This window comes from Aidingimonas halophila, from assembly GCF_900106955.1.
Taxonomy (GTDB): domain Bacteria; phylum Pseudomonadota; class Gammaproteobacteria; order Pseudomonadales; family Halomonadaceae; genus Aidingimonas; species Aidingimonas halophila.
The window spans coordinates 58,615-83,838 of record NZ_FNNI01000012.1 but is presented as its reverse complement, the minus strand read 5'-3'; the positions used below and the strand labels follow the sequence as shown (position 1 = coordinate 83,838).

At 56.2% G+C, this 25,224-nt stretch carries 27 protein-coding genes and 4 tRNA genes; all 31 read left to right on the top strand.

Translation table 11 applies throughout. The annotated features are described in order from the left end of the window. Nucleotides 1-186: 186 nt before the first annotated feature. The 31 genes from BLW01_RS18065 (at nucleotide 187) to rplX (ending at nucleotide 25,218) form a co-directional block, all read left to right on the top strand. The gene (locus tag BLW01_RS18065; RefSeq protein WP_092572391.1) at nucleotides 187-1,167 is read left to right on the top strand and encodes a biotin--[acetyl-CoA-carboxylase] ligase; all 981 of its coding nucleotides are present in this window, start codon (nucleotides 187-189) and stop codon (nucleotides 1,165-1,167) included. Beyond that, on the top strand, nucleotides 1,164-2,003 hold the full coding sequence (locus BLW01_RS18060) for a type III pantothenate kinase (protein WP_092572389.1): 840 nt from the start codon (nucleotides 1,164-1,166) through the stop codon (nucleotides 2,001-2,003). Before BLW01_RS18065 ends, BLW01_RS18060 begins: the two co-directional genes overlap by 4 nt. Nucleotides 2,004-2,114: 111 nt before the next feature. Beyond that, a tRNA-Tyr gene (locus tag BLW01_RS18055) sits at nucleotides 2,115-2,198 on the top strand. 47 nt (nucleotides 2,199-2,245) lie between these two features. Beyond that, nucleotides 2,246-2,319, top strand: a tRNA-Gly gene (locus BLW01_RS18050). A 26-nt stretch (nucleotides 2,320-2,345) separates the two neighbouring features. Next, nucleotides 2,346-2,420: transfer RNA gene (locus BLW01_RS18045), tRNA-Thr, on the top strand. Nucleotides 2,421-2,538: 118 nt separating this feature from the next. Beyond that, nucleotides 2,539-2,614 (top strand) — tRNA-Trp (locus tag BLW01_RS18040). 71 nt (nucleotides 2,615-2,685) lie between these two features. Further along, entirely contained in the window at nucleotides 2,686-3,054 is a 369-nt protein-coding gene (secE, locus tag BLW01_RS18035) for a preprotein translocase subunit SecE (RefSeq protein ID WP_092572387.1), read from the top strand. An 8-nt stretch (nucleotides 3,055-3,062) separates the two neighbouring features. Then, nucleotides 3,063-3,596 carry a transcription termination/antitermination protein NusG gene (gene nusG / locus BLW01_RS18030; RefSeq protein ID WP_092572385.1) on the top strand — a complete coding sequence of 178 codons (534 nt, stop codon included), beginning with the start codon at nucleotides 3,063-3,065 and terminating at the stop codon, nucleotides 3,594-3,596. Nucleotides 3,597-3,691: 95 nt separating this feature from the next. After that, the gene (gene rplK / locus BLW01_RS18025) at nucleotides 3,692-4,123 is read left to right on the top strand and encodes a 50S ribosomal protein L11 (RefSeq protein WP_092572383.1); all 432 of its coding nucleotides are present in this window, start codon (nucleotides 3,692-3,694) and stop codon (nucleotides 4,121-4,123) included. 2 nt (nucleotides 4,124-4,125) lie between these two features. Further along, nucleotides 4,126-4,818 carry a 50S ribosomal protein L1 gene (gene rplA, locus BLW01_RS18020; protein ID WP_092572381.1) on the top strand — a complete coding sequence of 231 codons (693 nt, stop codon included), beginning with the start codon at nucleotides 4,126-4,128 and terminating at the stop codon, nucleotides 4,816-4,818. A gap of 247 nt (nucleotides 4,819-5,065) precedes the next feature. Then, on the top strand, nucleotides 5,066-5,569 hold the full coding sequence (rplJ, locus tag BLW01_RS18015; protein ID WP_092572379.1) for a 50S ribosomal protein L10: 504 nt from the start codon (nucleotides 5,066-5,068) through the stop codon (nucleotides 5,567-5,569). 79 nt (nucleotides 5,570-5,648) lie between these two features. Further along, nucleotides 5,649-6,023 (top strand): 50S ribosomal protein L7/L12, encoded by a 375-nt coding sequence (rplL, locus tag BLW01_RS18010; RefSeq protein ID WP_092572376.1) that lies wholly within the window; start codon nucleotides 5,649-5,651, stop codon nucleotides 6,021-6,023. A gap of 234 nt (nucleotides 6,024-6,257) precedes the next feature. Further along, nucleotides 6,258-10,334 (top strand): DNA-directed RNA polymerase subunit beta, encoded by a 4,077-nt coding sequence (gene rpoB / locus BLW01_RS18005; RefSeq protein WP_092572374.1) that lies wholly within the window; start codon nucleotides 6,258-6,260, stop codon nucleotides 10,332-10,334. Between the two features lie 98 nt (nucleotides 10,335-10,432). Continuing rightward, nucleotides 10,433-14,650, top strand: coding sequence for a DNA-directed RNA polymerase subunit beta' (gene rpoC, locus BLW01_RS18000; RefSeq protein ID WP_092572372.1), 4,218 nt, complete (start codon nucleotides 10,433-10,435; stop codon nucleotides 14,648-14,650). Between the two features lie 148 nt (nucleotides 14,651-14,798). Then, entirely contained in the window at nucleotides 14,799-15,173 is a 375-nt protein-coding gene (gene rpsL, locus BLW01_RS17995) for a 30S ribosomal protein S12 (protein ID WP_092572370.1), read from the top strand. Nucleotides 15,174-15,311: 138 nt separating this feature from the next. Continuing rightward, a complete protein-coding gene (gene rpsG, locus BLW01_RS17990) occupies nucleotides 15,312-15,782 on the top strand; it encodes a 30S ribosomal protein S7 (protein WP_092572368.1) in 471 nt (156 codons plus the stop codon). Nucleotides 15,783-15,863: 81 nt separating this feature from the next. Next, on the top strand, nucleotides 15,864-17,984 hold the full coding sequence (fusA, locus tag BLW01_RS17985) for an elongation factor G (RefSeq protein ID WP_092572366.1): 2,121 nt from the start codon (nucleotides 15,864-15,866) through the stop codon (nucleotides 17,982-17,984). A gap of 30 nt (nucleotides 17,985-18,014) precedes the next feature. Next, entirely contained in the window at nucleotides 18,015-19,208 is a 1,194-nt protein-coding gene (gene tuf / locus BLW01_RS17980) for an elongation factor Tu (protein WP_092572364.1), read from the top strand. 159 nt (nucleotides 19,209-19,367) lie between these two features. Continuing rightward, nucleotides 19,368-19,679, top strand: a complete 312-nt coding sequence (rpsJ, locus tag BLW01_RS17975) for a 30S ribosomal protein S10 (RefSeq protein WP_092572362.1) — start codon at nucleotides 19,368-19,370, stop codon at nucleotides 19,677-19,679. A 141-nt stretch (nucleotides 19,680-19,820) separates the two neighbouring features. Beyond that, the gene (gene rplC / locus BLW01_RS17970; RefSeq protein ID WP_092572360.1) at nucleotides 19,821-20,459 is read left to right on the top strand and encodes a 50S ribosomal protein L3; all 639 of its coding nucleotides are present in this window, start codon (nucleotides 19,821-19,823) and stop codon (nucleotides 20,457-20,459) included. A gap of 14 nt (nucleotides 20,460-20,473) precedes the next feature. Then, entirely contained in the window at nucleotides 20,474-21,082 is a 609-nt protein-coding gene (gene rplD, locus BLW01_RS17965) for a 50S ribosomal protein L4 (protein WP_092572358.1), read from the top strand. Further along, nucleotides 21,079-21,375, top strand: a complete 297-nt coding sequence (gene rplW, locus BLW01_RS17960; protein WP_092572356.1) for a 50S ribosomal protein L23 — start codon at nucleotides 21,079-21,081, stop codon at nucleotides 21,373-21,375. Before rplD ends, rplW begins: the two co-directional genes overlap by 4 nt. Before the next feature lie 16 nt (nucleotides 21,376-21,391). Further along, on the top strand, nucleotides 21,392-22,219 hold the full coding sequence (gene rplB / locus BLW01_RS17955) for a 50S ribosomal protein L2 (RefSeq protein WP_092572354.1): 828 nt from the start codon (nucleotides 21,392-21,394) through the stop codon (nucleotides 22,217-22,219). Between the two features lie 23 nt (nucleotides 22,220-22,242). Further along, nucleotides 22,243-22,518: a 30S ribosomal protein S19 gene (rpsS, locus tag BLW01_RS17950; RefSeq protein WP_092572352.1), complete on the top strand. Its 276-nt coding sequence runs from the start codon at nucleotides 22,243-22,245 to the stop codon at nucleotides 22,516-22,518. Between the two features lie 18 nt (nucleotides 22,519-22,536). Continuing rightward, complete coding sequence (rplV, locus tag BLW01_RS17945; protein ID WP_092572350.1) at nucleotides 22,537-22,869, top strand: 50S ribosomal protein L22; 333 nt, start codon at nucleotides 22,537-22,539, stop codon at nucleotides 22,867-22,869. Nucleotides 22,870-22,880: 11 nt separating this feature from the next. Then, complete coding sequence (rpsC, locus tag BLW01_RS17940) at nucleotides 22,881-23,579, top strand: 30S ribosomal protein S3 (RefSeq protein ID WP_092572348.1); 699 nt, start codon at nucleotides 22,881-22,883, stop codon at nucleotides 23,577-23,579. A gap of 15 nt (nucleotides 23,580-23,594) precedes the next feature. Beyond that, a complete protein-coding gene (gene rplP / locus BLW01_RS17935; protein ID WP_092572346.1) occupies nucleotides 23,595-24,008 on the top strand; it encodes a 50S ribosomal protein L16 in 414 nt (137 codons plus the stop codon). Continuing rightward, nucleotides 24,008-24,199: a 50S ribosomal protein L29 gene (gene rpmC / locus BLW01_RS17930; RefSeq protein ID WP_066443645.1), complete on the top strand. Its 192-nt coding sequence runs from the start codon at nucleotides 24,008-24,010 to the stop codon at nucleotides 24,197-24,199. Before rplP ends, rpmC begins: the two co-directional genes overlap by 1 nt. A gap of 1 nt (nucleotide 24,200) precedes the next feature. Next, nucleotides 24,201-24,461: a 30S ribosomal protein S17 gene (gene rpsQ, locus BLW01_RS17925; protein WP_092572344.1), complete on the top strand. Its 261-nt coding sequence runs from the start codon at nucleotides 24,201-24,203 to the stop codon at nucleotides 24,459-24,461. 53 nt (nucleotides 24,462-24,514) lie between these two features. Next, nucleotides 24,515-24,886 carry a 50S ribosomal protein L14 gene (rplN, locus tag BLW01_RS17920; RefSeq protein ID WP_092572342.1) on the top strand — a complete coding sequence of 124 codons (372 nt, stop codon included), beginning with the start codon at nucleotides 24,515-24,517 and terminating at the stop codon, nucleotides 24,884-24,886. Between the two features lie 14 nt (nucleotides 24,887-24,900). Then, nucleotides 24,901-25,218 (top strand): 50S ribosomal protein L24, encoded by a 318-nt coding sequence (gene rplX, locus BLW01_RS17915; protein ID WP_092572340.1) that lies wholly within the window; start codon nucleotides 24,901-24,903, stop codon nucleotides 25,216-25,218. Nucleotides 25,219-25,224: the final 6 nt, after the last annotated feature.

Below are 25,224 nucleotides of genomic sequence, written 5' to 3'. Positions count from 1 at the left end.
TTCCCCATGCGAGAGTAGGTCATCGTCAGGCCCTCACATGACAATCCCCCGGGAACCCCCCGGGGGATTTTTTTTGGGTCGTCGATGGGCCCGGCGGACTGATTTGCTCCCACTTTGGTCCATTGGCGTTTCCTGACCTGAATGGCATCCGATAGAATGGCGCTTTTCGCGTCTGAGACTGGAGTCATGGTAATTGGCGACCTGATACGTCTTCTGAGTGATGGGAATTATCATTCAGGAGAGGAACTGGGAGAGCAGCTTGGCGTTTCCCGGACAGCGGTATGGAAACAGTTGAAAAAGCTGGAAGGACTGGATATCCCTCTGGAAGCGGTCAAAGGACTGGGGTATCGCTTGGCTGAATCGGTTGAGTTGCTGGATGGGGCAACCATCATCGCTCAGTTGCCTGCCCACAGTCGGGCTCAGTTGCAACGACTCTTCGTCGAGGAAGCGCTGCCTTCGACGAACCAGTATCTGCGTGATCGCTTTGCTTTAGGCGCAGGACATGCGGAGGTATGCTTGGCTGAGTCACAAACAGCTGGGCGTGGCCGTCGCGGCCGCGCATGGATGTGTCCATGGGGACGAGGTTTGCTGCTGTCTATGGGCTGGCGTTTCGAAGGGGGTGTCAATAGTGTGGAAGGGCTGAGTCTGGCGGTAGGCGTAGTCGTTGCACAGGTCCTGGAACGCCATGGCTTGTCTATCTCTCTCAAATGGCCCAATGACATCTTGCTTGAAGGCGGGGGGCAGTACCGTAAACTCGCCGGCATCCTTCTCGAAGTCAGCGGTGACTTTTCTGGTCCGTGTGATCTCGTCATTGGATTGGGGCTGAATGTATCTCTGCCCAGGGAATCACGCCACGATGTTGATCAGCCTACTGCCGCGGTGCATGACGTCTCTCCAGGCATCGGTCGCAATCAATTGGCCGCGGAGTTGCTCGAGGCATTGTTTCAGATGCTTCCGGGGTTTGATCATGAGGGATTCGGCCCCTGGTGCCAGGAGTGGAACGCGCGACATGCTTATGCAGGAGCTGAGGTGGAAGTGATTCAAGGTGACCGCCAATATGCCGGAATCGCTGAAGGTGTGGATGCGTCCGGATGCTTGCTCGTTAGGCGGGGTGGGGGCTTGGAAAAGTTGGCTGGTGGCGAAGTCAGCGTGCGTGGTAGTGCATGATCCTCGATCTTGATATTGGCAACACACTGTCCAAGTGGCGTCTCAAGGATACGGCAAGTAGCGAGATTCGTTCGCGAGGGGCTGTATGGACCCGCGAGGAGTGGCGCCCTGGTGCTGACATCCCGGACCTTGATGTGGTCGAGGCTGTGCGTATCTCCAGTGTGGCCAGAGAGGCTGTACTGCAAGAAACTGTTACGCTTCTCAAGCGTCAAGTCGGAGCCGTCCATGTCGCTCGTTCGGCCGCCGAAGCGCTCGGTGTCAGTAATGGCTATCGTGAGCCTGGTCGCTTGGGTGTTGACCGATGGATGGGTAGCCTGGCGGGGTATCAGTTGGCCGGGGCATGCTGTTGTGTCGATTGTGGCAGTGCTATCACGATCGATTTCGTCTTGCCCGGCGGACGACATCTGGGAGGGTATATCCTGCCGGGCTTACGGTTGATGAAAGAGAGTCTTCAATTGGGGACGCGAAATGTCGCCATCGACCCTGACAGTGAGGCCGACGAGTTGTTGGCTCCAGGGAGAAACACGGTTGAAGCCGTCAACCACGGAATATTCATGGCAGCCGTGAGTGCCGTAAACCGTATCTACAGTGAAGTCTGTGATCGCGAAGGGGTCGCATTGCCTCTGTTGATGACAGGAGGCGATGCCAGAGTCGTTTCAAGAGGAATGAGAGTCCCTCATGCCTTGTGGCCTGACATGGTATATGCGGGACTTGAAGCTTGTTTCCCCCTGACGCCGGCGGAGCGTGCAGGGCGAATGGCCGGCGCCCCTCGAGTGCCACCCCCGGTGACGCTGGAAAAAATACGGGCTGGGCTTGCATTTTCAGTTTTCGTTTGACACAATGCGCCGCGTTCTACAGGCGAACTATCGTCTCGCGGTCAGCTTCAAGTATTTGAAAAATAAGTGCTTGACAGCATGAAGAGAGTCGGTAGAATTTGCCGTCCAGCTGGAGGGGTTCCCGAGTGGTCAAAGGGAGCAGACTGTAAATCTGCCGCGAAAGCTTCGAAGGTTCGAATCCTTCCCCCTCCACCAGCTTTTGATGTCGTGTCGATTGTAGTCCCGGCTGAAAGAGCGGGTAGGCGGGTATAGTTCAATGGTAGAACCTCAGCCTTCCAAGCTGATGATGCGGGTTCGATTCCCGCTACCCGCTCCAACGAGTTGTTGTCAAATAATCGTTGTGCTCATGTAGCTCAGGGGTAGAGCACACCCTTGGTAAGGGTGAGGTCGACGGTTCAAATCCGTCCATGAGCTCCATTTGTCGAATGATCGATTAGGCTTGTCTAGTGCTGGGATATGGTGATCTCTTGGGTTGCTTCCAAGATTGGTTTGAGATACCATGTTTCGCCCTGCTGAGGTTGCTCAGCTGTGTTATAGGCCAGTAGCTCAATTGGCAGAGCAGCGGTCTCCAAAACCGCAGGTTGGGGGTTCGATTCCCTCCTGGCCTGCCAGTCTTCCCCCAGACTGAGCGTGTCTTTATACTACTCTGTTTGATCGCCGTATCCTGAGGAGTCTCGTTTTCATGAAACAAAATGCCGAGGTGCAAGCTTCGCGCTACGACGGGCTCAAGTGGGCGGTGGTTGCCGTGTTGGTCGTTGCCGCTGTCGTCGGGAATTCTTATTTCTCAGGCCAGGCGATGTTATATCGTGTGCTTGGCGTAGTGGTTCTCGGCGCGCTGGCCGGGGTGGTTGCCCTGACAACGGCGAAAGGTCGTGAGCTGCTTGAGCTGGCACGAGGTGCGCGTAAGGAAATTCAGCGCGTCGTGTGGCCCTCTCGGCAAGAAACGGTTCAAACCACAGCAATAGTGCTGGTGGCTGTGGCGCTGGTCGGCCTTTTGCTCTGGCTGATTGATACCCTTCTGGGTTGGGCCATGTCCGGCGTCATTGGTTAGGAGACTCCATGTCCAAGCGTTGGTATGTCGTGCATGCCTATTCCGGTTTCGAGAAGCATGTCATGCGTTCCTTGCGTGAACGCGTGAAGATGTATGGTATGGAAGAGCGTTTTGGCGAAATCCTGGTGCCGACCGAGGAAGTCGTCGAAATGCGTGATGGCAAGCGACGAAAGAGTGAGCGCAAGTTCTATCCTGGCTATGTGCTGGTCGAGATGGATATGGACGATGCCACTTGGCATTTGGTGAATGAGACACCACGTGTCATGGGGTTCATCGGTGGAACCAAAGAGAAGCCAGCGCCCATTACGCAGCAGGAAGCGGATGCTATTTTACGACGTGTCCAGGATGGCAGCGACAAGCCCCGTCCAAAAACCGTATTTGAGCCCGGTCAGTCCGTACGCGTGATTGATGGGCCTTTTGCCGACTTCAATGGCGTGGTTGAAGAAGTCAACTATGACAAGAACCGGCTCCAGGTCAGTGTGCTTATCTTTGGCCGTTCCACTCCTGTCGAGTTGGAATTTGCGCAGGTCGAAAAGGAGTGACCCAGTGCTGACGCGGGTTAGTGCTGGCATTAGCTGCTAGAGCAGCATTCATTATCGGGGAGCCGAAAGGCGCTACTACCCAACTGGAGAGTACCATGGCTAAGAAAGTAGAGGCTTATATCAAGCTGCAGGTGGCAGCAGGTAAGGCCAATCCGAGCCCGCCCGTGGGCCCGGCGTTGGGGCAGCACGGTGTTAATATCATGGAGTTCTGCAAGGCGTTTAATGCCGAGACGCAGGACCTTGAGGCAGGGCTGCCGACTCCTGTTGTTATTACCGTTTATGCCGACCGAAGCTTCACGTTCATCACCAAGACGCCGCCTGCAGCGGTTTTGCTGAAGAAAGCGGCAGGAATCAAGTCGGGTTCGGGTGAGCCGAACAAGAACAAGGTCGGAACAGTGACTCGTGAGCAGCTCGAGGAAATAGCCAAGACCAAGGAGCCGGATTTGACGGCTTCAGACCTTGATGCGGCTGTTCGTACTATCGCTGGCAGTGCCCGTAGTATGGGTCTCAATGTGGAGGGGCTCTGATCATGGCGAAATTGAGCAAGCGCGCAAGACAGATTCAGGAAAAAGTTGACCCGAACAAGGCGTATTCGCTGGAAGAAGCGGTCTCTTTGTTATCGAGTTTGTCGACTGTCAATTTTAAAGAGTCGGTAGATGTGGCCATTAACTTGGGCGTCGATCCGCGCAAATCCGATCAAATGGTGCGTGGTGCTACTGTGATGCCTAATGGCACGGGTAAAGATGTGCGTGTTGCCGTTTTTACTCAAGGTGCCAATGCCGACGCCGCGAAAGAAGCCGGCGCTGACATCGTCGGGATGGATGAGCTCGCGGAAGAAGTGAAGAAAGGTCAGCTCGATTTCGACGTTGTCATCGCTTCTCCTGATGCCATGCGTGTGGTCGGTCAGCTTGGCCAGATTCTCGGGCCGCGTGGTTTGATGCCGAATCCGAAGGTGGGAACCGTAACGCCGGACGTAGCGACTGCTGTCAAGAATGCCAAAGCTGGCCAGGTGCGTTTCCGTACTGACAAAAACGGCATTATCCATACCACGCTTGGAAAAGTGGATTTTGAGGCCGACGCTATCAAAGGCAATTTGGAAGCGTTAGTCGGCGATCTCAAGAAATTGAAGCCCAGCACGTCTAAAGGCGTGTATTTCAAGAAAATGACCTTGTCTACCACGATGGGGCCGGGGCTTACGCTCGATCACAGTTCATTCGTGTGACCGGGTAGACAAGAGAAAGTAACTTTGCGGTCCCCGCGCTCAGGCGGGGCGCCGTCAAAGACCGTAGGCGCCTCCAAAGGGCTTAATGTTCCGTAGTATGGATGCCTACGCAGATGGTGTGGCCGCCAGTGTGCTGGTGTGCACCATCACCCAAGACCTTCCCGCATCATGTTTGGGAAGGAGATGGCAAATCCAGGTTCGGCCTGTATGTTTCGGGGCGTTTCCTGGCAAACATGGAGTGATCAAAGTGGCACTAGCTCTCGAAGGCAAGAAGGCAATCGTTGCCGAGGTCAGTGAGACTGCCAAGGATGCACTCTCCATCGTTGTTGCCGATTCTCGCGGTGTCAATGTCAGCGCAATGACGACATTGCGTAAACAAGCCCGCGAGAATGGTGTGCAAATTCGTGTCGTTCGCAACACGTTGGCACGCCGTGCGCTGGAAGGCACTCCCTGGGAGTGCCTGAACGAGACGTTCGTTGGCCCGACGTTGCTGGCTTTCTCTACTGAACATCCAGGCGCCGCTGCGCGCTTGTTCAAGGAGTTTGCCAAGCATGAAAAGGCGTTCGAGGTCAAAGCGCTGGCTTACGAAGGCGAGTTTATCCCGGCTTCCCAGCTGGATCGTTTGGCGACATTGCCAACGTATGATGAGGCGATATCCAAGCTGATGTCGGTCATGAAGGAAGCTTCAGCCGGCAAGCTGGTTCGGACTCTGGCGGCTCTGCGTGACCAGAAGCAGGAAGAAGCTGCCTAAAAGACTTGCTGACCGCATACTGTTAACCGAGTACCCGATTGAGTAAAGGCGGGGCTCCGCAAAGTTCAGGAATTGTAAAATGGCACTTAGCAAAGAAGATATCATCAACGCTGTCGCCGACATGTCAGTGATGGAAGTCGCTGAGCTGATTGAGGCGATGGAAGAGAAATTCGGCGTGACAGCGGCAGCAGCAGTCGTTGCCGGTCCTGCTGGTGGTGGCGAAGCTGAAGAAGCGGAAGAGCAGACCGAGTTCGATTTGGTCCTGTCATCGCCAGGAGACAAGAAAGTCAACGTCATCAAGGTAGTGCGCGAGATCACCGGCTTGGGTCTCAAGGAAGCGAAAGGCGCCGTCGATGGTGCGCCGGCTACCCTGAAAGAAGGTATGTCCAAGGAAGATGCCGAAGAGGCCAAGCAAAAACTGGAAGACGCCGGCGCAACCGTGGAGCTCAAGTAACTCCTTGTTGCCCGAGGCTTTACGCGCTGCGTAAGCTTCCGTGGCTGGTGGCGGCTTGTCCGCTGCCGGCCTTTTTCTGTTGTTACTGGCAGGCTGTCATATCTATTGATAACCCGCCAGATGAGTTGAGACGGTGGGTGATGTTGGACTTGCCGTCACCACCAGACGGAATCACTCCGTATGGTGTCGCCGAAATGCATCGGTCACCCATGGTGAACAAGCTGGGGAATACAGATGGCTTACTCATACACTGAGAAAAAACGCATCCGCAAGGATTTTGGCAAACTGCCCCAAGTGATGGATGTGCCTTACCTGCTGGCCATCCAGCTTGATTCCTATCACGACTTTCTCCAGCAGGATCGCGCCCCGGAAGAGCGTCTGGAGCTGGGTCTCCATGCTGCTTTCAAATCCGTATTCCCAATCGAGAGCTTTTCCGGTAACGCGGCTCTCGAATATGTCAGCTACCGTTTCGGGACTCCAGCGTTTGATGTCAAGGAGTGTCAACTGCGCGGTGTCACCTATTCTGCTCCGTTACGCGTCAAGGTTCGCCTGATCATCTATGACAAGGAGTCATCCAATAAGGCGATCAAGGACATCAAGGAGCAGGAAGTCTATATGGGGGAAATCCCCCTGATGACCGAGAACGGCACCTTTGTCGTCAATGGCACTGAGCGCGTCATCGTTTCCCAGCTTCACCGCAGTCCGGGTGCCTTTTTTGACCATGATAAAGGTAAGAGTCACTCTTCCGGCAAGCTGCTCTATTCCGCTCGGGTCATTCCCTATCGCGGCTCCTGGCTTGATTTTGAGTTCGACCCCAAAGACAACGTCTTTGTCCGTATCGACCGTCGTCGTAAGCTGCCTGCGACCGTGTTGCTGCGTGCATTGGGGATGGATGCGGAAGACATTCTCGATACGTTCTTCGACACCAGTGTGTTTCATATCGAAGCATCCGGCTTCTCGGTTGATCTTGTCCCGTCACGGTTACGTGGTGAAACCGCGACCTTCGACATCAAAGATGTTGATGGCAGCGTCATCGTTGAAGAAGGGCGGAGAATCACGCAGAAGCATATTCGCCAGATGGAAAAGTCGGGGCTTGAGCGCCTTGAGGTACCTATGGAGTACCTTTTTGGCAAGACGCTGGCCAAGCGACAAGTGGACCCGAATACCGGGGAGTTGATCTGTGAGTGCAACACGGAGATCACCCCCGAACTGCTCGAAAAGTTGGCTAAGGCAGGAATCACTACCATCGAGACGCTCTATACGAACGATCTCGACTGCGGTCCTTTCATGTCCGAAACACTCAAGCTGGATACGACACAGACCCAGCTGGAGGCTTTGGTTGAAATCTATCGCATGATGCGTCCCGGTGAGCCGCCGACGAAGGAGGCTGCCGAGACGTTGTTCAATAACCTGTTCTTCACCGAGGACCGCTACGACCTGTCCGGTGTCGGCCGCATGAAGTTCAATCGGCGCTTGCGTCGTGGCAGCGATACAGGCCCAGGGGTTCTCGACAACCAGGATATCACCGATGTCCTGAAAGAACTGATCAATATCCGTAATGGCTTCGGTGATGTCGATGATATTGATCACCTTGGCAACCGTCGCATTCGCTGTGTCGGCGAGATGGCTGAAAATCAGTTCCGCGTTGGCCTGGTGCGTGTCGAACGGGCGGTCAAGGAACGGCTGTCGATGGCCGAGAGTGAAGGCCTGATGCCACAGGACCTGATCAATGCCAAGCCCGTTGCGGCGGCAGTCAAGGAGTTCTTCGGGTCGAGCCAGCTGTCGCAGTTCATGGACCAGAACAACCCCTTGTCGGAAGTGACGCACAAGCGTCGTGTTTCAGCGCTTGGTCCGGGCGGTTTGACCCGTGAACGAGCCGGGTTCGAGGTGCGTGACGTACATGCAACGCATTATGGACGTCTCTGCCCGATCGAGACACCGGAAGGGCCGAACATCGGCCTGATCAACTCGTTGGCCACTTATAGTTACGCCAATAGTTACGGCTTCCTCGAGACGCCTTATCGCAAGGTGGTTGACAGGCAAGTGACTGATGAGGTGATCCACCTTTCGGCTATCGAAGAAGGGGATTACATCATCGCTCAGGCATCAGCCACGGTCGATGGTGACAATAAGCTCGTTGATGACCTGGTCCAGGTCCGACATAAAGGTGAAACGACCTTCATGGCACCTGACAAGGTGACCTTGATGGATGTCTCTCCTCGCCAGGTGGTATCCGTGGCTGCGGCGTTGGTACCTTTCCTGGAGCATGACGATGCCAACCGGGCCCTGATGGGATCCAATATGCAGCGCCAGGCCGTTCCGAGCTTGCGCGCCGACAAACCTCTGGTCGGCACCGGAATGGAAAGGTTTGTCGCACGGGATTCCGGTGTCTGTGCGGTTGCTCGCCGTGGTGGTGTGATTGATTCCGTCGATGCCAAGCGGATCGTGGTACGGGTCAATGAGGATGAGATCATCGGTGGGGAAGCCGGTGTCGATATCTACAACCTGACCAAGTACCTGCGCTCGAACCAGAACACCTGCATGAATCAGCGCCCTATCGTGCGTCCAGGAGATGTTGTCGCCCAAGGCGATATCCTCGCCGATGGTCCCTCAGTGGATATGGGAGACCTCGCGCTCGGTCAAAACATGCGTATCGCGTTTATGCCCTGGAACGGCTACAACTTCGAGGACTCGATCCTGCTGTCTGAGCGTGTGTCTCAGGAAGACCGCTTTACTACGGTGCATATTCAGGAACTGACTTGCGTTTGCCGGGATACCAAACTGGGCGCAGAAGAGATCACCTCGGATATCCCCAATGTCGGTGAGTCGGCGCTGTCCAAGCTTGATGAAGCCGGTGTCGTCTATATCGGCGCCGAGGTCGGCCCTGGTGATATTCTGGTAGGCAAGGTGACGCCCAAAGGGGAAACCCAGCTGACTCCCGAAGAGAAATTGCTGCGCGCAATCTTTGGGGAAAAAGCCTCCGATGTGAAGGATACATCGCAGCGTGTCGCGACCGGCATGTATGGCACGATTATCGACGTCCAGATTTTTACACGCGATGGTGTCGACAAGGATTCTCGCGCGTTGTCCATTGAGCAGATGCAGCTTGATGAGGTACGCAAGGATCTGCAGGAAACCTACCGGATTGCTGAAGACGCCACGTTCGAACGTCTCAAGCGCTCGCTTGCCGGGCAGGCGGTCAATGGTGGGCCCAAGCTCAACAAAGGCGATGTGCTCAGCGATGACTACCTGGAAGAGTTGCCGCGTCAGCAGTGGTTCAAGTTGCGGATGCAGGATGAAGCGCTGAATGAGCTGCTGGCTCAGGCTGATGAGCAACTCGAAAATCGCCGCAAGGAGATGGATGAGCGTTTCGAAGACAAGAAACGCAAGCTCACTCAGGGCGATGATCTGGCACCCGGTGTGCTGAAGATCGTCAAGGTTTACATGGCGGTCAAACGTCGTATTCAGCCGGGCGACAAGCTGGCCGGTCGTCACGGCAACAAAGGCGTGATCTCGGCGATCATGCCGGTCGAGGATATGCCATTCGACGCCAATGGTGAGCCGGTGGACGTGGTGCTCAACCCGCTCGGCGTACCCTCACGCATGAACGTCGGTCAGGTGCTTGAAACCCACTTGGGCATGGCTGCTCGAGGATTGGGTGTCAAGATCGATGCGATGTTGCGGGATGCCCGTCAACAACAGGCGGCCGAGATCCGTGATTTCCTCGGCCAGATATACAATACCGAGGGTACACGCCAGGAGGATCTGGACTCCTTGAGCGATGATGAGGTCATCGCGCTGGCCAAGAATCTGCGTGGTGGGGTCCCCATGGCGACGCCGGTATTTGACGGTGCCAAGGAGCACGAGATCAAGCATCTGCTCAAGCTTGCTGATCTGCCTGAATCAGGTCAGATGGCGCTTTATGATGGTCGTACGGGTGAAGCCTTTGATCGGCCTGTGACCGTTGGCTACATGTACATCCTCAAGCTCAACCATCTGGTCGACGACAAGATGCACGCGCGCTCCACCGGTTCCTACTCGCTGGTCACCCAGCAGCCATTGGGTGGTAAGGCCCAATTTGGTGGACAACGCTTCGGCGAGATGGAGGTCTGGGCACTGGAGGCCTATGGTGCCGCCTATACGCTGCAGGAAATGTTGACGGTCAAGTCCGACGATGTGGAAGGGCGTACGAAGATGTACAAGAGCATCGTCGACGGCGATCACAGTATGCAAGCCGGCATGCCGGAATCCTTCAATGTCCTGGTGAAAGAGATTCGCTCCTTGGGCATCGATATCGAGTTGGAAGGCTAGTCGCTGTACATACGCGATTAGCTGCGCTCGACAATGACGGTCCGCGGGGGCCGGCGTGATGGCCCCCGCCCTTGATAACTCCGCAACGGAGCCGACCCATGAAAGATTTGGTGAAAGTCCTCAAATCGCAGGCTCAGTCCGACGAATTCGATGCGATCAAGATTACGCTCGCATCACCGGACTTGATTCGCTCTTGGTCTTACGGTGAGGTGAAAAAGCCTGAGACCATCAACTACCGCACCTTCAAGCCGGAGCGTGACGGCCTGTTCTGTGCCAAGATCTTCGGCCCGGTCAAAGACTATGAGTGCTTGTGTGGCAAATACAAGCGGATGAAGCATCGCGGCATCATCTGCGAAAAGTGTGGTGTCGAGGTCACCAAGGCGGCAGTTCGCCGTGAGCGTATGGGCCACATAGAGCTGGCCTCTCCGGTGGCGCATATCTGGTTTCTCAAGTCGTTGCCGTCACGGATTGGCTTGTTCCTCGATATGACACTGCGCGATATCGAGCGGGTTCTCTATTTCGAGAGTTTCATGGTCATCGATCCGGGCATGACGACCCTGGAACGTGGTCAGCTTCTCAATGATGAGCAGTATTTCGAGGCTCTCGAAGAGTTCGGCGACGATTTCGATGCTCGCATGGGGGCGGAAGCGGTTCAGGTTCTCCTCAATGACATTGATCTCGACGAAGAAATCAATCAACTGCGAGAAGAGATTCCGCAGACAAACTCCGATACCAAGGTCAAGAAGCTTTCCAAGCGACTCAAGCTTCTGGAAGCATTTCATCAGTCCGGCAATGATCCGGCCTGGATGGTGATGGAAGTGCTGCCGGTACTGCCACCGGATCTGCGTCCATTGGTGCCGCTGGATGGCGGACGTTTTGCGACCTCTGATCTCAATGACCTGTATCGCCGAGTCATCAACCGTAATAACCGGCTGAAACGACTGCTGGATCTCAGTGCGCCCGACATCATCGTGCGTAACGAGAAGCGGATGTTGCAGGAGTCGGTCGATGCGCTGCTCGATAACGGGCGTCGCGGCAGAGCGATTACCGGTTCCAACAAGCGTCCGTTGAAATCGCTGGCCGACATGATCAAGGGCAAGCAGGGACGCTTCCGTCAGAACCTGCTCGGTAAACGTGTCGACTATTCCGGACGCTCGGTCATTACCGTGGGGCCGACCCTGCGTCTGCATCAGTGCGGTCTGCCCAAGAAGATGGCGCTGGAGCTGTTCAAGCCCTTCATCTATTCCAAGTTGCAGGCCATCGGCGAAGCGACGACCATCAAGGCCGCCAAGAAAATGGTCGAGCGCGAGTTGCCCGAAGTCTGGGATATCCTGGCTGACGTGATTCGTGAACATCCGGTGCTGCTGAACCGTGCACCGACCTTGCACCGTCTGGGTATCCAGGCATTCGAGCCGCTATTGATCGAAGGCAAGGCAATTCAACTGCATCCTCTGGTCTGTGCAGCCTACAATGCGGACTTTGACGGCGACCAGATGGCCGTGCATGTGCCTCTGACGCTGGAGGCGCAGCTCGAATCACGTACCTTGATGATGGCGACCAACAATGTGTTGTCACCCGCCAATGGCGAGCCGATCATCGTGCCGTCACAAGACGTGGTGCTTGGCCTGTATTACATGACGCGCGAAAAGGTCAACGCCAAAGGGGAAGGTATGGTGTTCGCCAACCTCAAGGAGGTGGAGCGAGCTTTCGGTACGCAGAACGTATCGTTACATGCCCGCGTCAAGGTACGTCTGACCGAACACCTGCCGGAAAGCGAGGGAGGTGACCTGGTCAAGAAGACCTCGCTGTTCGACACGACGGTTGGCCGCGTGCTGCTGTTCAGCATCCTGCCCAAGGGAGTGCCGTTCGAACTGGTTGACAAGCCGATGAAGAAGAAGGCGATTTCGGGCTTGATCAATGAGGTCTATCGTCGAGCTGGCCTCAAGGATACGGTAATCTTCGCGGACCAGCTCATGTACACCGGCTTCCGTCTCGCTACGTGGTCGGGTGCATCGATCGGGGTCAATGATTTCATCATTCCGGAATCCAAGAAGGGCATCGTGGATGCAGCGGAAGATGAGGTCAAAGAAATCGAGGACCAGTTCTCTTCCGGTCTCGTGACCGGTGGTGAGAAGTACAACAAGGTCATCGATATCTGGGCACGTGCCAACGACCAGGTCGCGAAAGAGATGATGGCCGGCATTTCCAAGGAAACGGTTATCGATCGTGACGGTAAGGAGGTCGAGCAGGACTCGTTCAACAGCGTGTTCATCATGGCCGACTCCGGTGCTCGTGGTAGCCCCGCGCAGATTCGTCAACTTGCTGGCATGCGAGGGCTGATGGCCAAGCCGGATGGCTCGATCATCGAAACGCCGATCACCGCCAACTTCCGTGAAGGCCTGAATGTCCTTCAGTACTTTATTTCGACCCACGGGGCACGTAAGGGCCTGGCCGATACGGCATTGAAGACAGCCAATTCAGGCTATCTCACGCGTCGTCTGGTGGATGTGTCGCAAGACCTGGTCGTCACCGAGAGTGATTGTGGTACCGAAGAGGGGCTGACCCTGCATCCGGTTATCGAAGGTGGCGACATCATCGTCTCGCTGGCTGATCGTGTGCTGGGCCGTGTGGTGGCACAAGATGTCATCGATGACAATACAGGCGATGTATTGATCCCGCGTAACACCTTGCTCGATGAGGCGTGGTGCAATGAGCTCGACACCATGGGTGTCGATGAGATCGTGGTACGCAGTGCCATCACGTGCACGACCCCGCATGGTGTCTGTTCAGCATGCTATGGTCGTGACCTGGCGCGGGGGCATCAGGTCAATGTCGGTGAGTCGGTTGGTGTCATTGCCGCCCAGTCGATCGGCGAGCCGGGTACCCAGCTGACGATGCGTACCTTCCACATCGGTGGTGCAGCATCCAGGGCCTCGGCTGTCGACAGCGTCCAGGTCAAGCATGGTGGCAAGGTTCGACTGCACAATATCAAGCATGTGGAACGCACCGATGGCAAGCTGATCGTTGTTTCCCGCTCCAGTGCCTTGGCTGTGGCTGATGAACACGGTCGCGAGCGTGAATACTACAAACTACCGTATGGCGCTGAATTGGACGTACGCGATGGCGATGCGGTCGAAGCGGGTCAGGCGGTAGCGAAATGGGACCCGCACACGCACCCGGTTATCGCTGAAGTTGAAGGTAAGGCGCAGTACATCGACATGGACGAGGGCATCACCATTCATCGCAGTGTGGATGAGATGACCGGCCTGTCCTCTATTGAAGTGATCGAGTCGGCGTCACGCCCGGCCGCGGGTCGTGACAAGCGTCCGATGATCATGCTGACCGACGAATCAGGTAATTATGTGACGGTGTCGGGCACCGATACACCGGTACAGTACTTGCTGCCCGGTCGTTCCATCGTCTCGGTCGATAATGGCGCAACCATAGGTGTCGGTGAAGTGGTCGCCAGGATTCCGGTCGAAGCTTCCGGCAACAAGGATATCACTGGCGGTCTGCCTCGTGTGGCCGATCTGTTCGAAGCACGGAAACCGAAAGAACCGGCAATCCTCGCCGAGGTTGGCGGTATGATCAGCTTCGGCAAGGAAACCAAGGGCAAGCGCCGCTTGACGATTACGCCGGAAAACGGTGATCCGGTCGAGATGCTGATTCCCAAATGGCGTCAGGTGGCCGTTTTCGAAGGCGAAACCGTCGAGCGTGGCGAAGTGATTTCCGATGGCCCCAGCAATCCACACGATATCCTGCGCCTGTTGGGCGTCGCTGAACTCGCCAAGTATATCGTGGCGGAAGTGCAAGACGTTTATCGCCTGCAGGGTGTAGGCATCAACGATAAGCACATCGAGGTCATCGTGCGGCAGATGATGCGCAAGGTCGAGATTACTGATGCTGGCGACTCAAGCTTCATCACCGGTGACCAGGTAGAGATGGTTAAAGTGCTCGAAGAGAACGAGCGACTTGTGCAGGCTGAAAAATTCCCGGCCAAGTACGAACGCTTATTGCTGGGTATCACCAAAGCCAGCCTGGCGACGGAGTCGTTCATCTCAGCAGCCTCCTTCCAGGAAACCACGCGTGTGTTGACCGAAGCTGCCGTCACCGGCAAGCGCGATCATCTGCGTGGGTTGAAGGAAAACGTCGTTGTTGGACGTCTCATTCCGGCGGGTACCGGCTTGACGCATCATGCAGAACGCAAGCGTAAACGTGAGGATGCGGAACGCACTCTTCACCCGTCGGCCTACGATGTCGAGCAGGAGCTCGGTGCACAGCTGACGGCTCTTGACGCAGACGACGAAGAAAGCTGAGCCTTGATCCAAGGCCGCTCACCGGAGATGGGCGGCCTTGACGATTGATGTCTCAAGACAGTAGAATGCGCCACCTTTAAATAGTGGGGTGGGTGTGTCCGTTCCGCTATCTTATCGTTATGGCAACCACTGGAGTCAGCTACAGACTATGGCAACGATTAACCAGCTCGTGCGCAAGCCGCGCAAGCGCCGCGTCGCGAAAAGTGACGTGCCGGCGCTGCAGTCTTGCCCACAAAAACGTGGGGTTTGCACCCGCGTATATACCACGACACCGAAAAAGCCGAACTCGGCTCTGCGTAAAGTGTGTCGTGTCCGCCTGACCAATGGGTATGAAGTTGCGTCCTATATTGGTGGGGAAGGTCACAACCTGCAGGAACACTCCGTGGTCCTGATTCGTGGCGGGCGTGTAAAAGACTTGCCCGGTGTTCGTTATCATACGGTTCGGGGATCTCTGGATACCTCCGGCGTCCAGAATCGTAAGAAGGGGCGCTCCAAGTACGGCACCAAGCGGCCCAAGGCGTAATGCCAAGCGGCAAATGCTGAGTTGTATCTACACGTTTAATGGTCAGATATGAGTAAGGTCGGGCGGCACCAGTCATGTTATCCAGGCTGGATGTGAGTCCCGGGTTTACCTGAAGGACCCTTTTTTAGAGGGCTTATCATGCCTAGAAGAAGAGTTGTTGCGAAGCGCGAGATTCTCCCGGATCCGAAGTTCGGAAGCGAGCGCCTGGCGAAGTTCATGAACCACCTGATGGTCAGCGGTAAGAAGTCCGTAGCTGAGCGTATCGTCTATGGTGCGCTTGACCGGGTTGCCGAGCGTAGTAAAGACGAGCCGCTGGAAGTGTTCGACAAGGCATTGGAAACGATCCAGCCTATGGTCGAAGTCAAGTCGCGCCGTGTCGGCGGGGCGACCTATCAGGTGCCGGTGGAAGTGCGGCCCTCGCGGCGTCAAGCACTGGCCATGCGCTGGTTGGTCGATGCCGCGCGTAATCGTGGCGAAAAAACCATGGTTCAGCGGTTGGCCGGTGAAATGTTGGATGCCGCAGAAGGCAAGGGCGCTGCCGTCAAGAAGCGTGAAGATGTTCATCGTATGGCTGAGGCCAACAAAGCGTTCTCTCACTACCGCTTCTGATTCGGCCTGACCAATCCAGGCTTTCATACATGAAGGGGCGCTCAGTCATGAGCGCACTTCCAACTAACGGGGATTATCATCGTGCCACGCAAGACTCCGCTCAAGCGCTACCGCAACATCGGTATCGTGGCTCATGTCGACGCCGGTAAGACAACGACTACCGAGCGCATCCTGTTTTACACCGGCCTCTCGCACAAGGTTGGTGAAGTCCATGATGGCGCTGCCGTCATGGACTGGATGCAGCAGGAGCAGGAGCGCGGTATCACCATTACCTCCGCGGCGACCACCTGCTTCTGGCAAGGCATGAACAAGCAGTTTGATGAGCACCGAATCAACATCATCGATACGCCGGGACACGTCGACTTCACCATCGAGGTGGAGCGTTCCCTGCGGGTACTCGACGGTGCTGTCGTTGTGCTCTGCGGTTCTTCCGGCGTGCAGCCGCAGACTGAAACCGTCTGGCGACAGGCGAACAAGTACGAAGTGCCACGCATGGTCTTCGTCAACAAGATGGACCGCGCCGGTGCCGACTATTTCATGGTGCTGGATCAGCTCAAGCAGAAGCTGAATGCCAATGCTGTTCCCATCCAGATCAACTGGGGGGCGGAAGACGAATTCAAGGGCATCGTCGATTTGATCCAGATGAAGGCGGTCGCTTGGAGCGAAGACGATTACGGCATGAATTACGAGCTCCTCGATATTCCCGGGGAACTTCGCGAAACGGCTGAATCGTATCGTGAACAGATGGTCGAGTCTGCTGCCGAAGCCTCTGAAGAGTTGATGGACAAGTACCTTGAAGAAGGTGACTTGAGCGCTGAGGAAATCAAGGCCGGGCTACGGCGCCGGACCTTGGACAACGAGATCGTCCTGGTCACCTGTGGCTCCGCCTTCAAGAACAAGGGCGTGCAGGCGGTGCTGGATGGCGTCATCGAATACATGCCGTCCCCCACCGAGGTCAAGGCCATCGAGGGCGAGCTGGACGACAAGGACGGCACCGTCGCGACCCGTGAAGCCGACGACAGCGCCCCCTTCGCCGCCCTGGCCTTCAAGATCGCCACCGACCCGTTTGTCGGTACGCTGACTTTCATCCGCGTCTATTCCGGGGTGCTGAAATCCGGCGACAGCATCTACAATTCGGTCAAGCAGAAGAAGGAGCGCGTTGGTCGTATCGTCCAGATGCACTCCAACTCGCGCGAAGAGATCAAGGAAGTTTATGCCGGTGACATCGCTGCCTGTATCGGCCTCAAGGATGTAACCACCGGTGATACGCTGTGCGACATCGAGAACAAGATCGTGCTCGAGCGTATGGAGTTCCCGGATCCGGTTATCTCGGTCGCTGTGGAACCGAAGTCCAAGGCTGACCAAGAGAAAATGGGTGTGGCGCTCGGCAAGCTTGCCCAGGAAGATCCGTCTTTCCGTGTGAAGACAGATGAAGAAAGCGGTCAGACGATCATCTCCGGCATGGGCGAGTTGCACCTCGATATCATCGTCGATCGCCTGCGTAGAGAGTTCAAGGTCGAGGCGAATATCGGCAAGCCACAGGTGGCGTATCGTGAAACCATTCGCCATAGCGTGGAGCAGGAAGGTAAGTTCGTACGCCAGTCAGGTGGCCGTGGTCAATACGGTCATGTCATGTTGCGTATCGAGCCGTTGACCGCGGAAGATAAAGGCGAAGATGAAGAGATGCACTTCAAATTCGCGTCGGAAATCGTCGGCGGCGTGGTTCCCAAGGAATACGTACCGGCCGTCGAGAAAGGGGCCTATGAGCAGCTGCAGAATGGCGTGATCGCGGGATACCCGATGATCGATGTCAAGGTGACGCTGTTTGACGGTTCCTACCATGACGTGGACTCCAACGAGACCGCGTTCAAGGTCGCCTCTTCCATGGCGATCAAAGAAGGGGCCCGCAAGGCCAAGGCCGTGCTGCTAGAGCCGATGATGAAGGTCGAAGTCGTGACTCCCGAGGAGTTCATGGGGGACGTCATGGGTGACCTGAACCGTCGTCGCGGTCTGGTGCAGGGCATGGATGATTCTCCTTCGGGTAAGATCATCCGCGCAGAGGTGCCGCTGGGCGAGATGTTTGGTTATGCGACCGACCTGCGCTCTCAGACCCAGGGCCGTGCAAGCTACACTATGGAGTTTGCGAAGTACGACGAGGCGCCCTCAAGCATCGTTGAAGCCGTCATCAATCAGAACGGTTAACCGTTAGCTAACGTAAAGAGGTTAATAGCAGTGGCTAAGGAAAAATTCGAACGTTCCAAACCGCATATCAACGTCGGCACCATCGGTCACGTCGACCACGGCAAGACCACACTGACTGCGGCCTTGACTCGTGTCTCCGCTGAGGTATTTGGTGGTGACTGGCGCGAATTCGACACAATCGATAATGCTCCGGAAGAGCGCGAGCGCGGTATCACCATCGCGACCGCCCACGTCGAGTATCAGTCGGAAACGCGTCACTATGCCCACGTGGATTGCCCGGGGCACGCGGACTATGTCAAGAACATGATTACCGGCGCGGCGCAGATGGATGGTGCTATCCTTGTCTGCTCCGCCGCTGATGGTCCCATGCCGCAGACGCGTGAGCACATCCTGCTGTCTCGCCAGGTTGGCGTTCCCAACATCGTCGTGTTCCTGAACAAGGCTGACATGGTCGATGATGAAGAGTTGCTGGAACTGGTCGAGATGGAAGTTCGTGAGCTCCTGAACGAGTACGACTTCCCGGGTGATGACACGCCCATCATTACTGGTTCTGCGCTGATGGCGCTGGAAGGCAAGGATGACAACGGTATGGGCACCACCGCTGTTGCCAACCTGATCAAGGCGCTGGATGAGTACATCCCTGAGCCGGACCGTGCCATCGATCAGCCGTTCCTGATGCCGATCGAGGACGTCTTCTCGATTTCCGGTCGTGGTACCGTTGTAACCGGTCGTGTTGAGCGCGGTATCGTCAAGTCCGGCGAAGAAGTCGAGATCGTCGGCCTCAAGGAAACGACCAAGACGACCGTTACCGGTGTCGAAATGTTCCGCAAGATGCTCGACGAAGGCCGGGCTGGTGAGAACATCGGCGCTCTGCTGCGTGGTACCAAGCGTGACGACGTCGAGCGCGGTCAGGTTCTGGCCAAGCCGGGCACCATCACGCCGCACACCATCTTCGAAGCGGAAGTTTATGTCCTGTCTAAAGAAGAAGGTGGTCGTCATACGCCTTTCTTCAAAGGCTATCGTCCGCAGTTCTACTTTCGTACCACCGATGTGACCGGTACTTGTGAACTGCCGGAAGGCGTCGAAATGGTCATGCCTGGCGACAACGTCAAGATGACCGTGACGCTGATCGGGCCGATCGCGATGGAAGACGGCCTGCGCTTTGCGGTTCGCGAAGGTGGCCGCACCGTTGGTGCCGGTGTTGTCGCCAAGATCATCGAGTAATTGCAAGTCTCGTTGATAGAGAAGGGGCTCCCGAGGGAGCCCCCTTGTTTTGCTTGATGTCAGGGTTTGACTTGGCAAATTTGCGAGCCTATAATGCGCATCCTTTGAATGCGTGGGTGGACGGCTCGCGCCGTCGAAATCCATTGGAGTTTAGGGCAAATGCAGAACCAGAAGATTCGCATTCGGTTGAAGGCTTTCGACCATCGCCTGATCGACCAGTCCGCGGTAGAGATTGTCGAAACCGCTAAACGGACGGGTGCCCAGGTGCGTGGGCCGATTCCGCTTCCAACCAACCGTGAGCGGTACACCATCCTGATTTCTCCGCACGTTAACAAGGACGCGCGCGATCAGTATGAAATCCGTACCCACAAGCGTGTGCTCGACATTGTCGAGCCGACAGAGAAAACCGTTGATGCCCTGATGAAGCTCGACCTCGCCGCTGGCGTGGACGTGCAGATCAAGCTCGACTGATACCACACTAGACACTTGCGGTGAGCATGCTCCGTCACGCTGACCGCCGCGCCGCGATGGCGCCATACAATGTGCTAGTGGAATGCTCTGGAAAGGGCAGCCATAGCGGGTGATAGCCCCGTACACTAAAGGAGACTGAACATGACTATCGGTTTGGTCGGGAAGAAGGCCGGGATGACCCGTGTCTTCACCGAAGATGGCGCATCTGTGCCTGTAACCGTTATCGAGGTTGAGCCTAACCGCGTGACGTTTGTCAAGACGGCTGAAAATGACGGCTATAACGCGGTGCAGGTGACGACCGGGTCACGTAAGGCCAAGCATCTGTCCAAGGCGCAAGCAGGACATTTTGCGAAAGCAGGTGTTGAGGCCGGCCGTTCGCTGACGGAGTTTCGCCTGCCAGAAGGCGAGGAGGCTCCGGAAGTGGGTGGCGAACTCACCGTATCCCTCTTCGAAGCTGGTCAAATGATTGATGTGACCGGCACCTCCAAGGGCAAGGGGTTTCAAGGGGCTGTCAAGCGCTGGAACTTCCGTACCCAAGATAATAGCCACGGCAACTCGCTGGCTCATCGCGCTCCGGGCTCGATCGGTATGTGTCAAACGCCGGGTCGCGTCTTCAAGGGCAAGAAGATGGCCGGTCAGTTGGGTAATGCACGTTGCACCGTGCAAAACCTCGAAGTCGTGCGTGTCGATGCCGAACGTAACCTGCTGCTGATCAAGGGCGCCGTTCCGGGTCCCGCCGGTAGCGACGTCATCGTGCGCAGCGCCGTCAAAGCTCGTTGAGGGAGTCAGGACTGATGAATTTGAATCTTGCAGGTGCAAGCGCCGGCACGGTTGAAGTGTCCGACGCGACCTTCGGCAAAGAGTTCAATGAGGCGCTGGTGCACCAGGTAGTCACAGCCTATCTGGCTAGCGGACGCCAAGGTAGCCGTGCTCAGAAGAATCGTTCCGATGTGCGTGGAGGTGGCAAGAAGCCTTGGCGCCAAAAAGGAACGGGTCGCGCTCGTGCCGGTACCATTCGTTCGCCGTTGTGGCGCAGTGGTGGTGTGACTTTTGCTGCCCGCCCTCAGGATTACTCGCAGAAAGTTAACCGCAAAATGTATCGCGCTGCTGTGCGTTCGATTCTTTCAGAGCTGGTTCGCCAGGAGCGGCTCGTCGCGGTTGACGAGTTTGCCGTCGATACGCCGAAGACCAAGCAGCTGGTTGCCAAGCTGAATGAGCTCGGCTTGGAAAAAGTGCTGATCGTCACTGACGAAGTGGATGAAAAGCTCTACCTAGCTGCACGGAATATTCCCAATGTGGACGTGGTGGACGTTGCTGCTGCCGATCCGGTCAGCCTCGTTGCTTTCGACAAGGTGTTGGTGACCGTTTCCGCCCTGCGTCAATTCGAGGAGAAGCTGGCATGAACCAGGAACGTGTATTCAAGGTTCTGCTTGGTCCGCACGTCACTGAAAAAGCTGCTTTTGCCGCTGAAAACAACCAGTACGTTTTCAAGGTGGCAAGCGATGCGACCAAGCCGGAAATCAAGAAAGCGATCGAAGTGCTGTTCGAGAAAAAGGTCGACCGTGTTCAGGTGCTGAACGTCAAAGGGAAGACCAAACGGACGGCTACCGGCACGGGGTTTCGTAAAGGGTATCGCAAGGCGTATGTGACCCTGGCGGCGGGCGAGACGCTCGAAGACTTCTCTGGCGTCGAATAAGGCAGGAGTACGGATAATGGCAATCGTCAAGACCAAACCCACATCCGCCGGACGTCGTCACGTCATCAAGACCGTAAACGACGGCCTGTACAAGGGACGCGCTTATGCCCCCTTGCTGGAAAAACAGTCGAAGTCCGGTGGTCGTAACAACTATGGCCGTATCACGACCCGTCATACGGGCGGCGGCCATCGTCACCATTACCGTTTGATCGATTTCAAGCGCACCAAGGACAGCATTCCTGCTGAGGTGGAACGCTTGGAATACGACCCGAACCGTAGTGCCCATATCGCGCTTCTGAAGTATGCGGATGGGGAGCGTCGCTACATCATTGCTCCCAAAGGAGTGAAGAGTGGCGATCGGCTCGAGTCAGGTATTAATGCGCCAATCAAGCGTGGTAACACGCTCCCTCTGCGGAACATTCCGCTGGGTTCGACCGTGCATTGTGTAGAACTCAAGCCAGGCAAGGGTGCTCAAATAGTGCGTAGTGCTGGCACGAGTGCTCAATTGGTCGCCCGTGAAGGTAATTATGCAACCTTGCGTCTACGTTCCGGTGAGATGCGCAAGGTGCTCTCAGAGTGCCGTGCAACATTGGGTGAAGTGAGCAATTCCGAGCACAGCCTGCGCCAGCTTGGTAAAGCCGGTGCGAAGCGCTGGAAGGGAGTGCGCCCGACTGTCCGGGGTGTGGCAATGAACCCGGTGGATCACCCCCATGGTGGTGGCGAAGGCCGCACCAGTGGTGGTCGCCATCCGGTGTCACCTTGGGGGATGCCTACCAAGGGCTACAAGACTCGCAAGAACAAGCGCACCGACAAGCTCATCGTTCGTCGCCGCAAGGCCAAGTAACACAAAGTTAAGGGGTAACGGCTGTGCCACGTTCACTGAAGAAAGGTCCTTTTGTTGACCTTCATCTGTTGAAGAAGGTTGAGGCTGCAGTGGAAAAGAACGATCGCAAACCGATCAAGACCTGGTCGCGTCGTTCCATGATCCTGCCAAATATGGTGGGACTCACCATCGCAGTCCATAACGGACGCCAACACGTCCCGGTACATGTTTCCGAGGAAATGGTTGGCCATAAGCTGGGCGAATTCGCTGCCACCCGCACGTATCGCGGTCATGCGGCGGACAAGAAAGCCAAACGGTAAGCCAGAGAGGATTGAGAGATGGAAGTCACAGCAAAGCTGCGTGGCGCTCGTTTATCCGCACAGAAGGCCCGTTTGGTGGCTGACCAGGTGCGCGGTAAACCGGTCGCCGAAGCACTCGACCTGCTGACCTTCTCACCGAAGAAGGCTGCCAAGCTGGTACGCAAGGTGCTGCAGTCCGCGATAGCGAATGCGGAAGAAAATAACGGCATGGATATTGACGAGCTGCGTGTCTCGACCATCTGCGTCGATGAGGGCATGACGCTCAAGCGCATCCAGCCGCGCGCGAAAGGGCGTGCGGATCGTATCTTGAAGCGCACCTGCCACATCACCGTCAAGGTAGCCGAGAAGTAGGAGTCGACCAGATGGGTCAGAAAGTCAATCCAACAGGCATTCGGCTGGGCATCGTCAAGGACCATCGCTCGGTGTGGTACGCCGAAGGTGATTCCTATGCCGACAAGCTGAATAGTGACCTGGAAGTTCGTCGCTTTATCGCCGAGCGTTTGAAGAATGCTTCGGTAAGCGACATCACAATCGAGCGTCCGGCCAACAACGCCCGTATTACGATTCATACCGCCCGTCCGGGCATCGTGATTGGTAAAAAGGGCGAAGATGTTGACCGTTTGCGGCGTGACGTCACTCAGATGATGGGTGTGCCGGTTCACGTCAACATCGAAGAGGTTCGCAAGCCGGAACTCGATGCGCAACTCGTTGCGCAGAATGTCTGCGGCCAGCTCGAGCGCCGGGTGATGTTTCGCCGCGCTATGAAACGTGCTGTGCAGAATGCCATGCGCTTGGGTGCTGGCGGCATCAAGATCCAGCTGTCAGGGCGTCTTGGTGGTGCAGAAATCGCCCGTACCGAATGGTACCGCGAAGGGCGTGTGCCGCTGCATACACTGCGCGCGGACATCGATTACGCGACCTACGAAGCACACACCACGTACGGCGTTATCGGCGTCAAGGTGTGGATCTTCAAAGGGGAAATCCTCGGGGGCATCGAGGAGGTCCGTGCCAAGGCGAAGCAGCCGGCAAGTGCGCCCTCCAAGAAGAAAGGTTCCAGATAAGGGGAGAGCGATTCGATGTTACAACCCAAACGTACAAAGTTCCGTAAAGTGCAGAAGGGCCGTAATCGCGGTCTGGCACATCGCGGTAACAAAGTTAGCTTCGGAGAGTATGGCCTCAAGGCGACCGGTCGCGGTCGTGTGACGGCTCGGCAGATCGAAGCCGGTCGTCGTGCCATTACTCGCCATGTCAAACGTGGTGGCAAGATCTGGATCCGTGTATTTCCGGATAAGCCAGTTTCCAAAAAACCCTTGGAAGTCCGCATGGGTAAGGGGAAAGGCTCTGTCGAGTACTGGGTCGCACAGATCCAACCCGGCCGTGTCATGTACGAGATCGAAGGTGTCTCTGAAGAGTTGGCCCGCGAGGCGTTTGCTCTGGCTGCTCAGAAATTTCCGGTCTCCACCACCTTTGTGAAACGGACGGTGATGTGATGAAAGCCCAGGAAATTCGTGAAAAGTCAGTAGACGAACTGCGCGAGCAGCTCTTTGAACTTCTCCGCGAGCAGTTCAACCTGCGCATGCAGAAGGCCACCGGCCAGCTGAGTCAGACTCATCTGCTCAAGCAGGTCCGTCGGGACATCGCCCGTGTGAAGACGGTGCTCAACGAGAAAGCAGGTGACTGAGATGGCCGAACAGAAACAAGCACGTACGCTCACCGGAAAGGTGGTGAGTGACAAGATGGACAAGTCCATCGTCGTCATGATCGAGCGCCGTGAGCGTCACCCGATCTACGGTAAGTATGTGAAACGCTCCACCAAGCTGCATGCCCATGACGAGGCGAACCAGGCGAAGACCGGCGATACCGTGTCTATTTCGGAGTGTCGCCCACTGTCAAAGAAAAAGGCCTGGACGCTGGTCGAGGTAGTTGAGCAGGCCAAGGGCTGATGGGCCCAAGGTTTATACGACCAGTGCAGTCAGATTAGGTTTGGAGAAAACCGATGATTCAGACTCAGACAATGCTGGATGTCGCCGACAATAGCGGTGCACGCCGGGTGCAGTGCATTAAGGTGCTGGGCGGTTCACATCGCCGTTATGCCCGTGTTGGTGACATCATCAAGGTGACGGTGAAGGAGGCCATTCCTCGGGGCCGGGTCAAGAAAGGCCAAGTCCTGAAAGCGGTGGTTGTCCGGACCCGTAGTGGTGTCCGTCGTACTGACGGGTCATTGATTCGCTTCGATGGAAATGCGGCGGTTCTGTTGAATAATGCCAACGAACAGCCGGTCGGTACCCGTATTTTCGGGCCGGTCACTCGTGAACTTCGCACAGAAAAGTTCATGAAGATCATTTCCTTGGCGCCTGAAGTGCTGTAAGGAGCGAGGCGGATATGCAAAAGATCAAACGTGACGATGAAGTCGTCGTCATCGCCGGCAAAGACAAGGGCAAGCGTGGCACGGTCAAGCGTGTTCTCAAAGATGAGCGATTCGTCGTGTCCGGTGTGAACATGATCAAGCGGCACACCAAGCCCAACCCCATGGCGGGGAACCAGGGCGGTATCGTCGAGCGCGAAGCTCCGATTCACGCATCCAACGTGGCCATCTTCAACCAGGAGACCGGTAAGGCGGATCGCGTCGGCTTCCAAGTGAAGGACGACGGTACCAAGGTACGTATCTACAAGTCGACGCAGACGCAGATCGACGCCTAACGCGAG

What these genes read in the sequence shown, in the direction of transcription:
- BLW01_RS18065 (WP_092572391.1), top strand. Translation starts at nt 187, where the DNA reads ATGGTAATTGGCGACCTGATACGTCTTCTGAGTGATGGGAATTATCAT.
- BLW01_RS18060 (WP_092572389.1), top strand. Translation starts at nt 1,164, where the DNA reads ATGATCCTCGATCTTGATATTGGCAACACACTGTCCAAGTGGCGTCTC.
- secE (WP_092572387.1), top strand. Translation starts at nt 2,686, where the DNA reads ATGAAACAAAATGCCGAGGTGCAAGCTTCGCGCTACGACGGGCTCAAG.
- nusG (WP_092572385.1), top strand. Translation starts at nt 3,063, where the DNA reads ATGTCCAAGCGTTGGTATGTCGTGCATGCCTATTCCGGTTTCGAGAAG.
- rplK (WP_092572383.1), top strand. Translation starts at nt 3,692, where the DNA reads ATGGCTAAGAAAGTAGAGGCTTATATCAAGCTGCAGGTGGCAGCAGGT.
- rplA (WP_092572381.1), top strand. Translation starts at nt 4,126, where the DNA reads ATGGCGAAATTGAGCAAGCGCGCAAGACAGATTCAGGAAAAAGTTGAC.
- rplL (WP_092572376.1), top strand. Translation starts at nt 5,649, where the DNA reads ATGGCACTTAGCAAAGAAGATATCATCAACGCTGTCGCCGACATGTCA.
- rpoB (WP_092572374.1), top strand. Translation starts at nt 6,258, where the DNA reads ATGGCTTACTCATACACTGAGAAAAAACGCATCCGCAAGGATTTTGGC.
- rpoC (WP_092572372.1), top strand. Translation starts at nt 10,433, where the DNA reads ATGAAAGATTTGGTGAAAGTCCTCAAATCGCAGGCTCAGTCCGACGAA.
- rpsL (WP_092572370.1), top strand. Translation starts at nt 14,799, where the DNA reads ATGGCAACGATTAACCAGCTCGTGCGCAAGCCGCGCAAGCGCCGCGTC.
- rpsG (WP_092572368.1), top strand. Translation starts at nt 15,312, where the DNA reads ATGCCTAGAAGAAGAGTTGTTGCGAAGCGCGAGATTCTCCCGGATCCG.
- rpsJ (WP_092572362.1), top strand. Translation starts at nt 19,368, where the DNA reads ATGCAGAACCAGAAGATTCGCATTCGGTTGAAGGCTTTCGACCATCGC.
- rplC (WP_092572360.1), top strand. Translation starts at nt 19,821, where the DNA reads ATGACTATCGGTTTGGTCGGGAAGAAGGCCGGGATGACCCGTGTCTTC.
- rplD (WP_092572358.1), top strand. Translation starts at nt 20,474, where the DNA reads ATGAATTTGAATCTTGCAGGTGCAAGCGCCGGCACGGTTGAAGTGTCC.
- rplW (WP_092572356.1), top strand. Translation starts at nt 21,079, where the DNA reads ATGAACCAGGAACGTGTATTCAAGGTTCTGCTTGGTCCGCACGTCACT.
- rplB (WP_092572354.1), top strand. Translation starts at nt 21,392, where the DNA reads ATGGCAATCGTCAAGACCAAACCCACATCCGCCGGACGTCGTCACGTC.
- rplV (WP_092572350.1), top strand. Translation starts at nt 22,537, where the DNA reads ATGGAAGTCACAGCAAAGCTGCGTGGCGCTCGTTTATCCGCACAGAAG.
- rpsC (WP_092572348.1), top strand. Translation starts at nt 22,881, where the DNA reads ATGGGTCAGAAAGTCAATCCAACAGGCATTCGGCTGGGCATCGTCAAG.
- rplP (WP_092572346.1), top strand. Translation starts at nt 23,595, where the DNA reads ATGTTACAACCCAAACGTACAAAGTTCCGTAAAGTGCAGAAGGGCCGT.
- rpmC (WP_066443645.1), top strand. Translation starts at nt 24,008, where the DNA reads ATGAAAGCCCAGGAAATTCGTGAAAAGTCAGTAGACGAACTGCGCGAG.
- rpsQ (WP_092572344.1), top strand. Translation starts at nt 24,201, where the DNA reads ATGGCCGAACAGAAACAAGCACGTACGCTCACCGGAAAGGTGGTGAGT.
- rplN (WP_092572342.1), top strand. Translation starts at nt 24,515, where the DNA reads ATGATTCAGACTCAGACAATGCTGGATGTCGCCGACAATAGCGGTGCA.
- rplX (WP_092572340.1), top strand. Translation starts at nt 24,901, where the DNA reads ATGCAAAAGATCAAACGTGACGATGAAGTCGTCGTCATCGCCGGCAAA.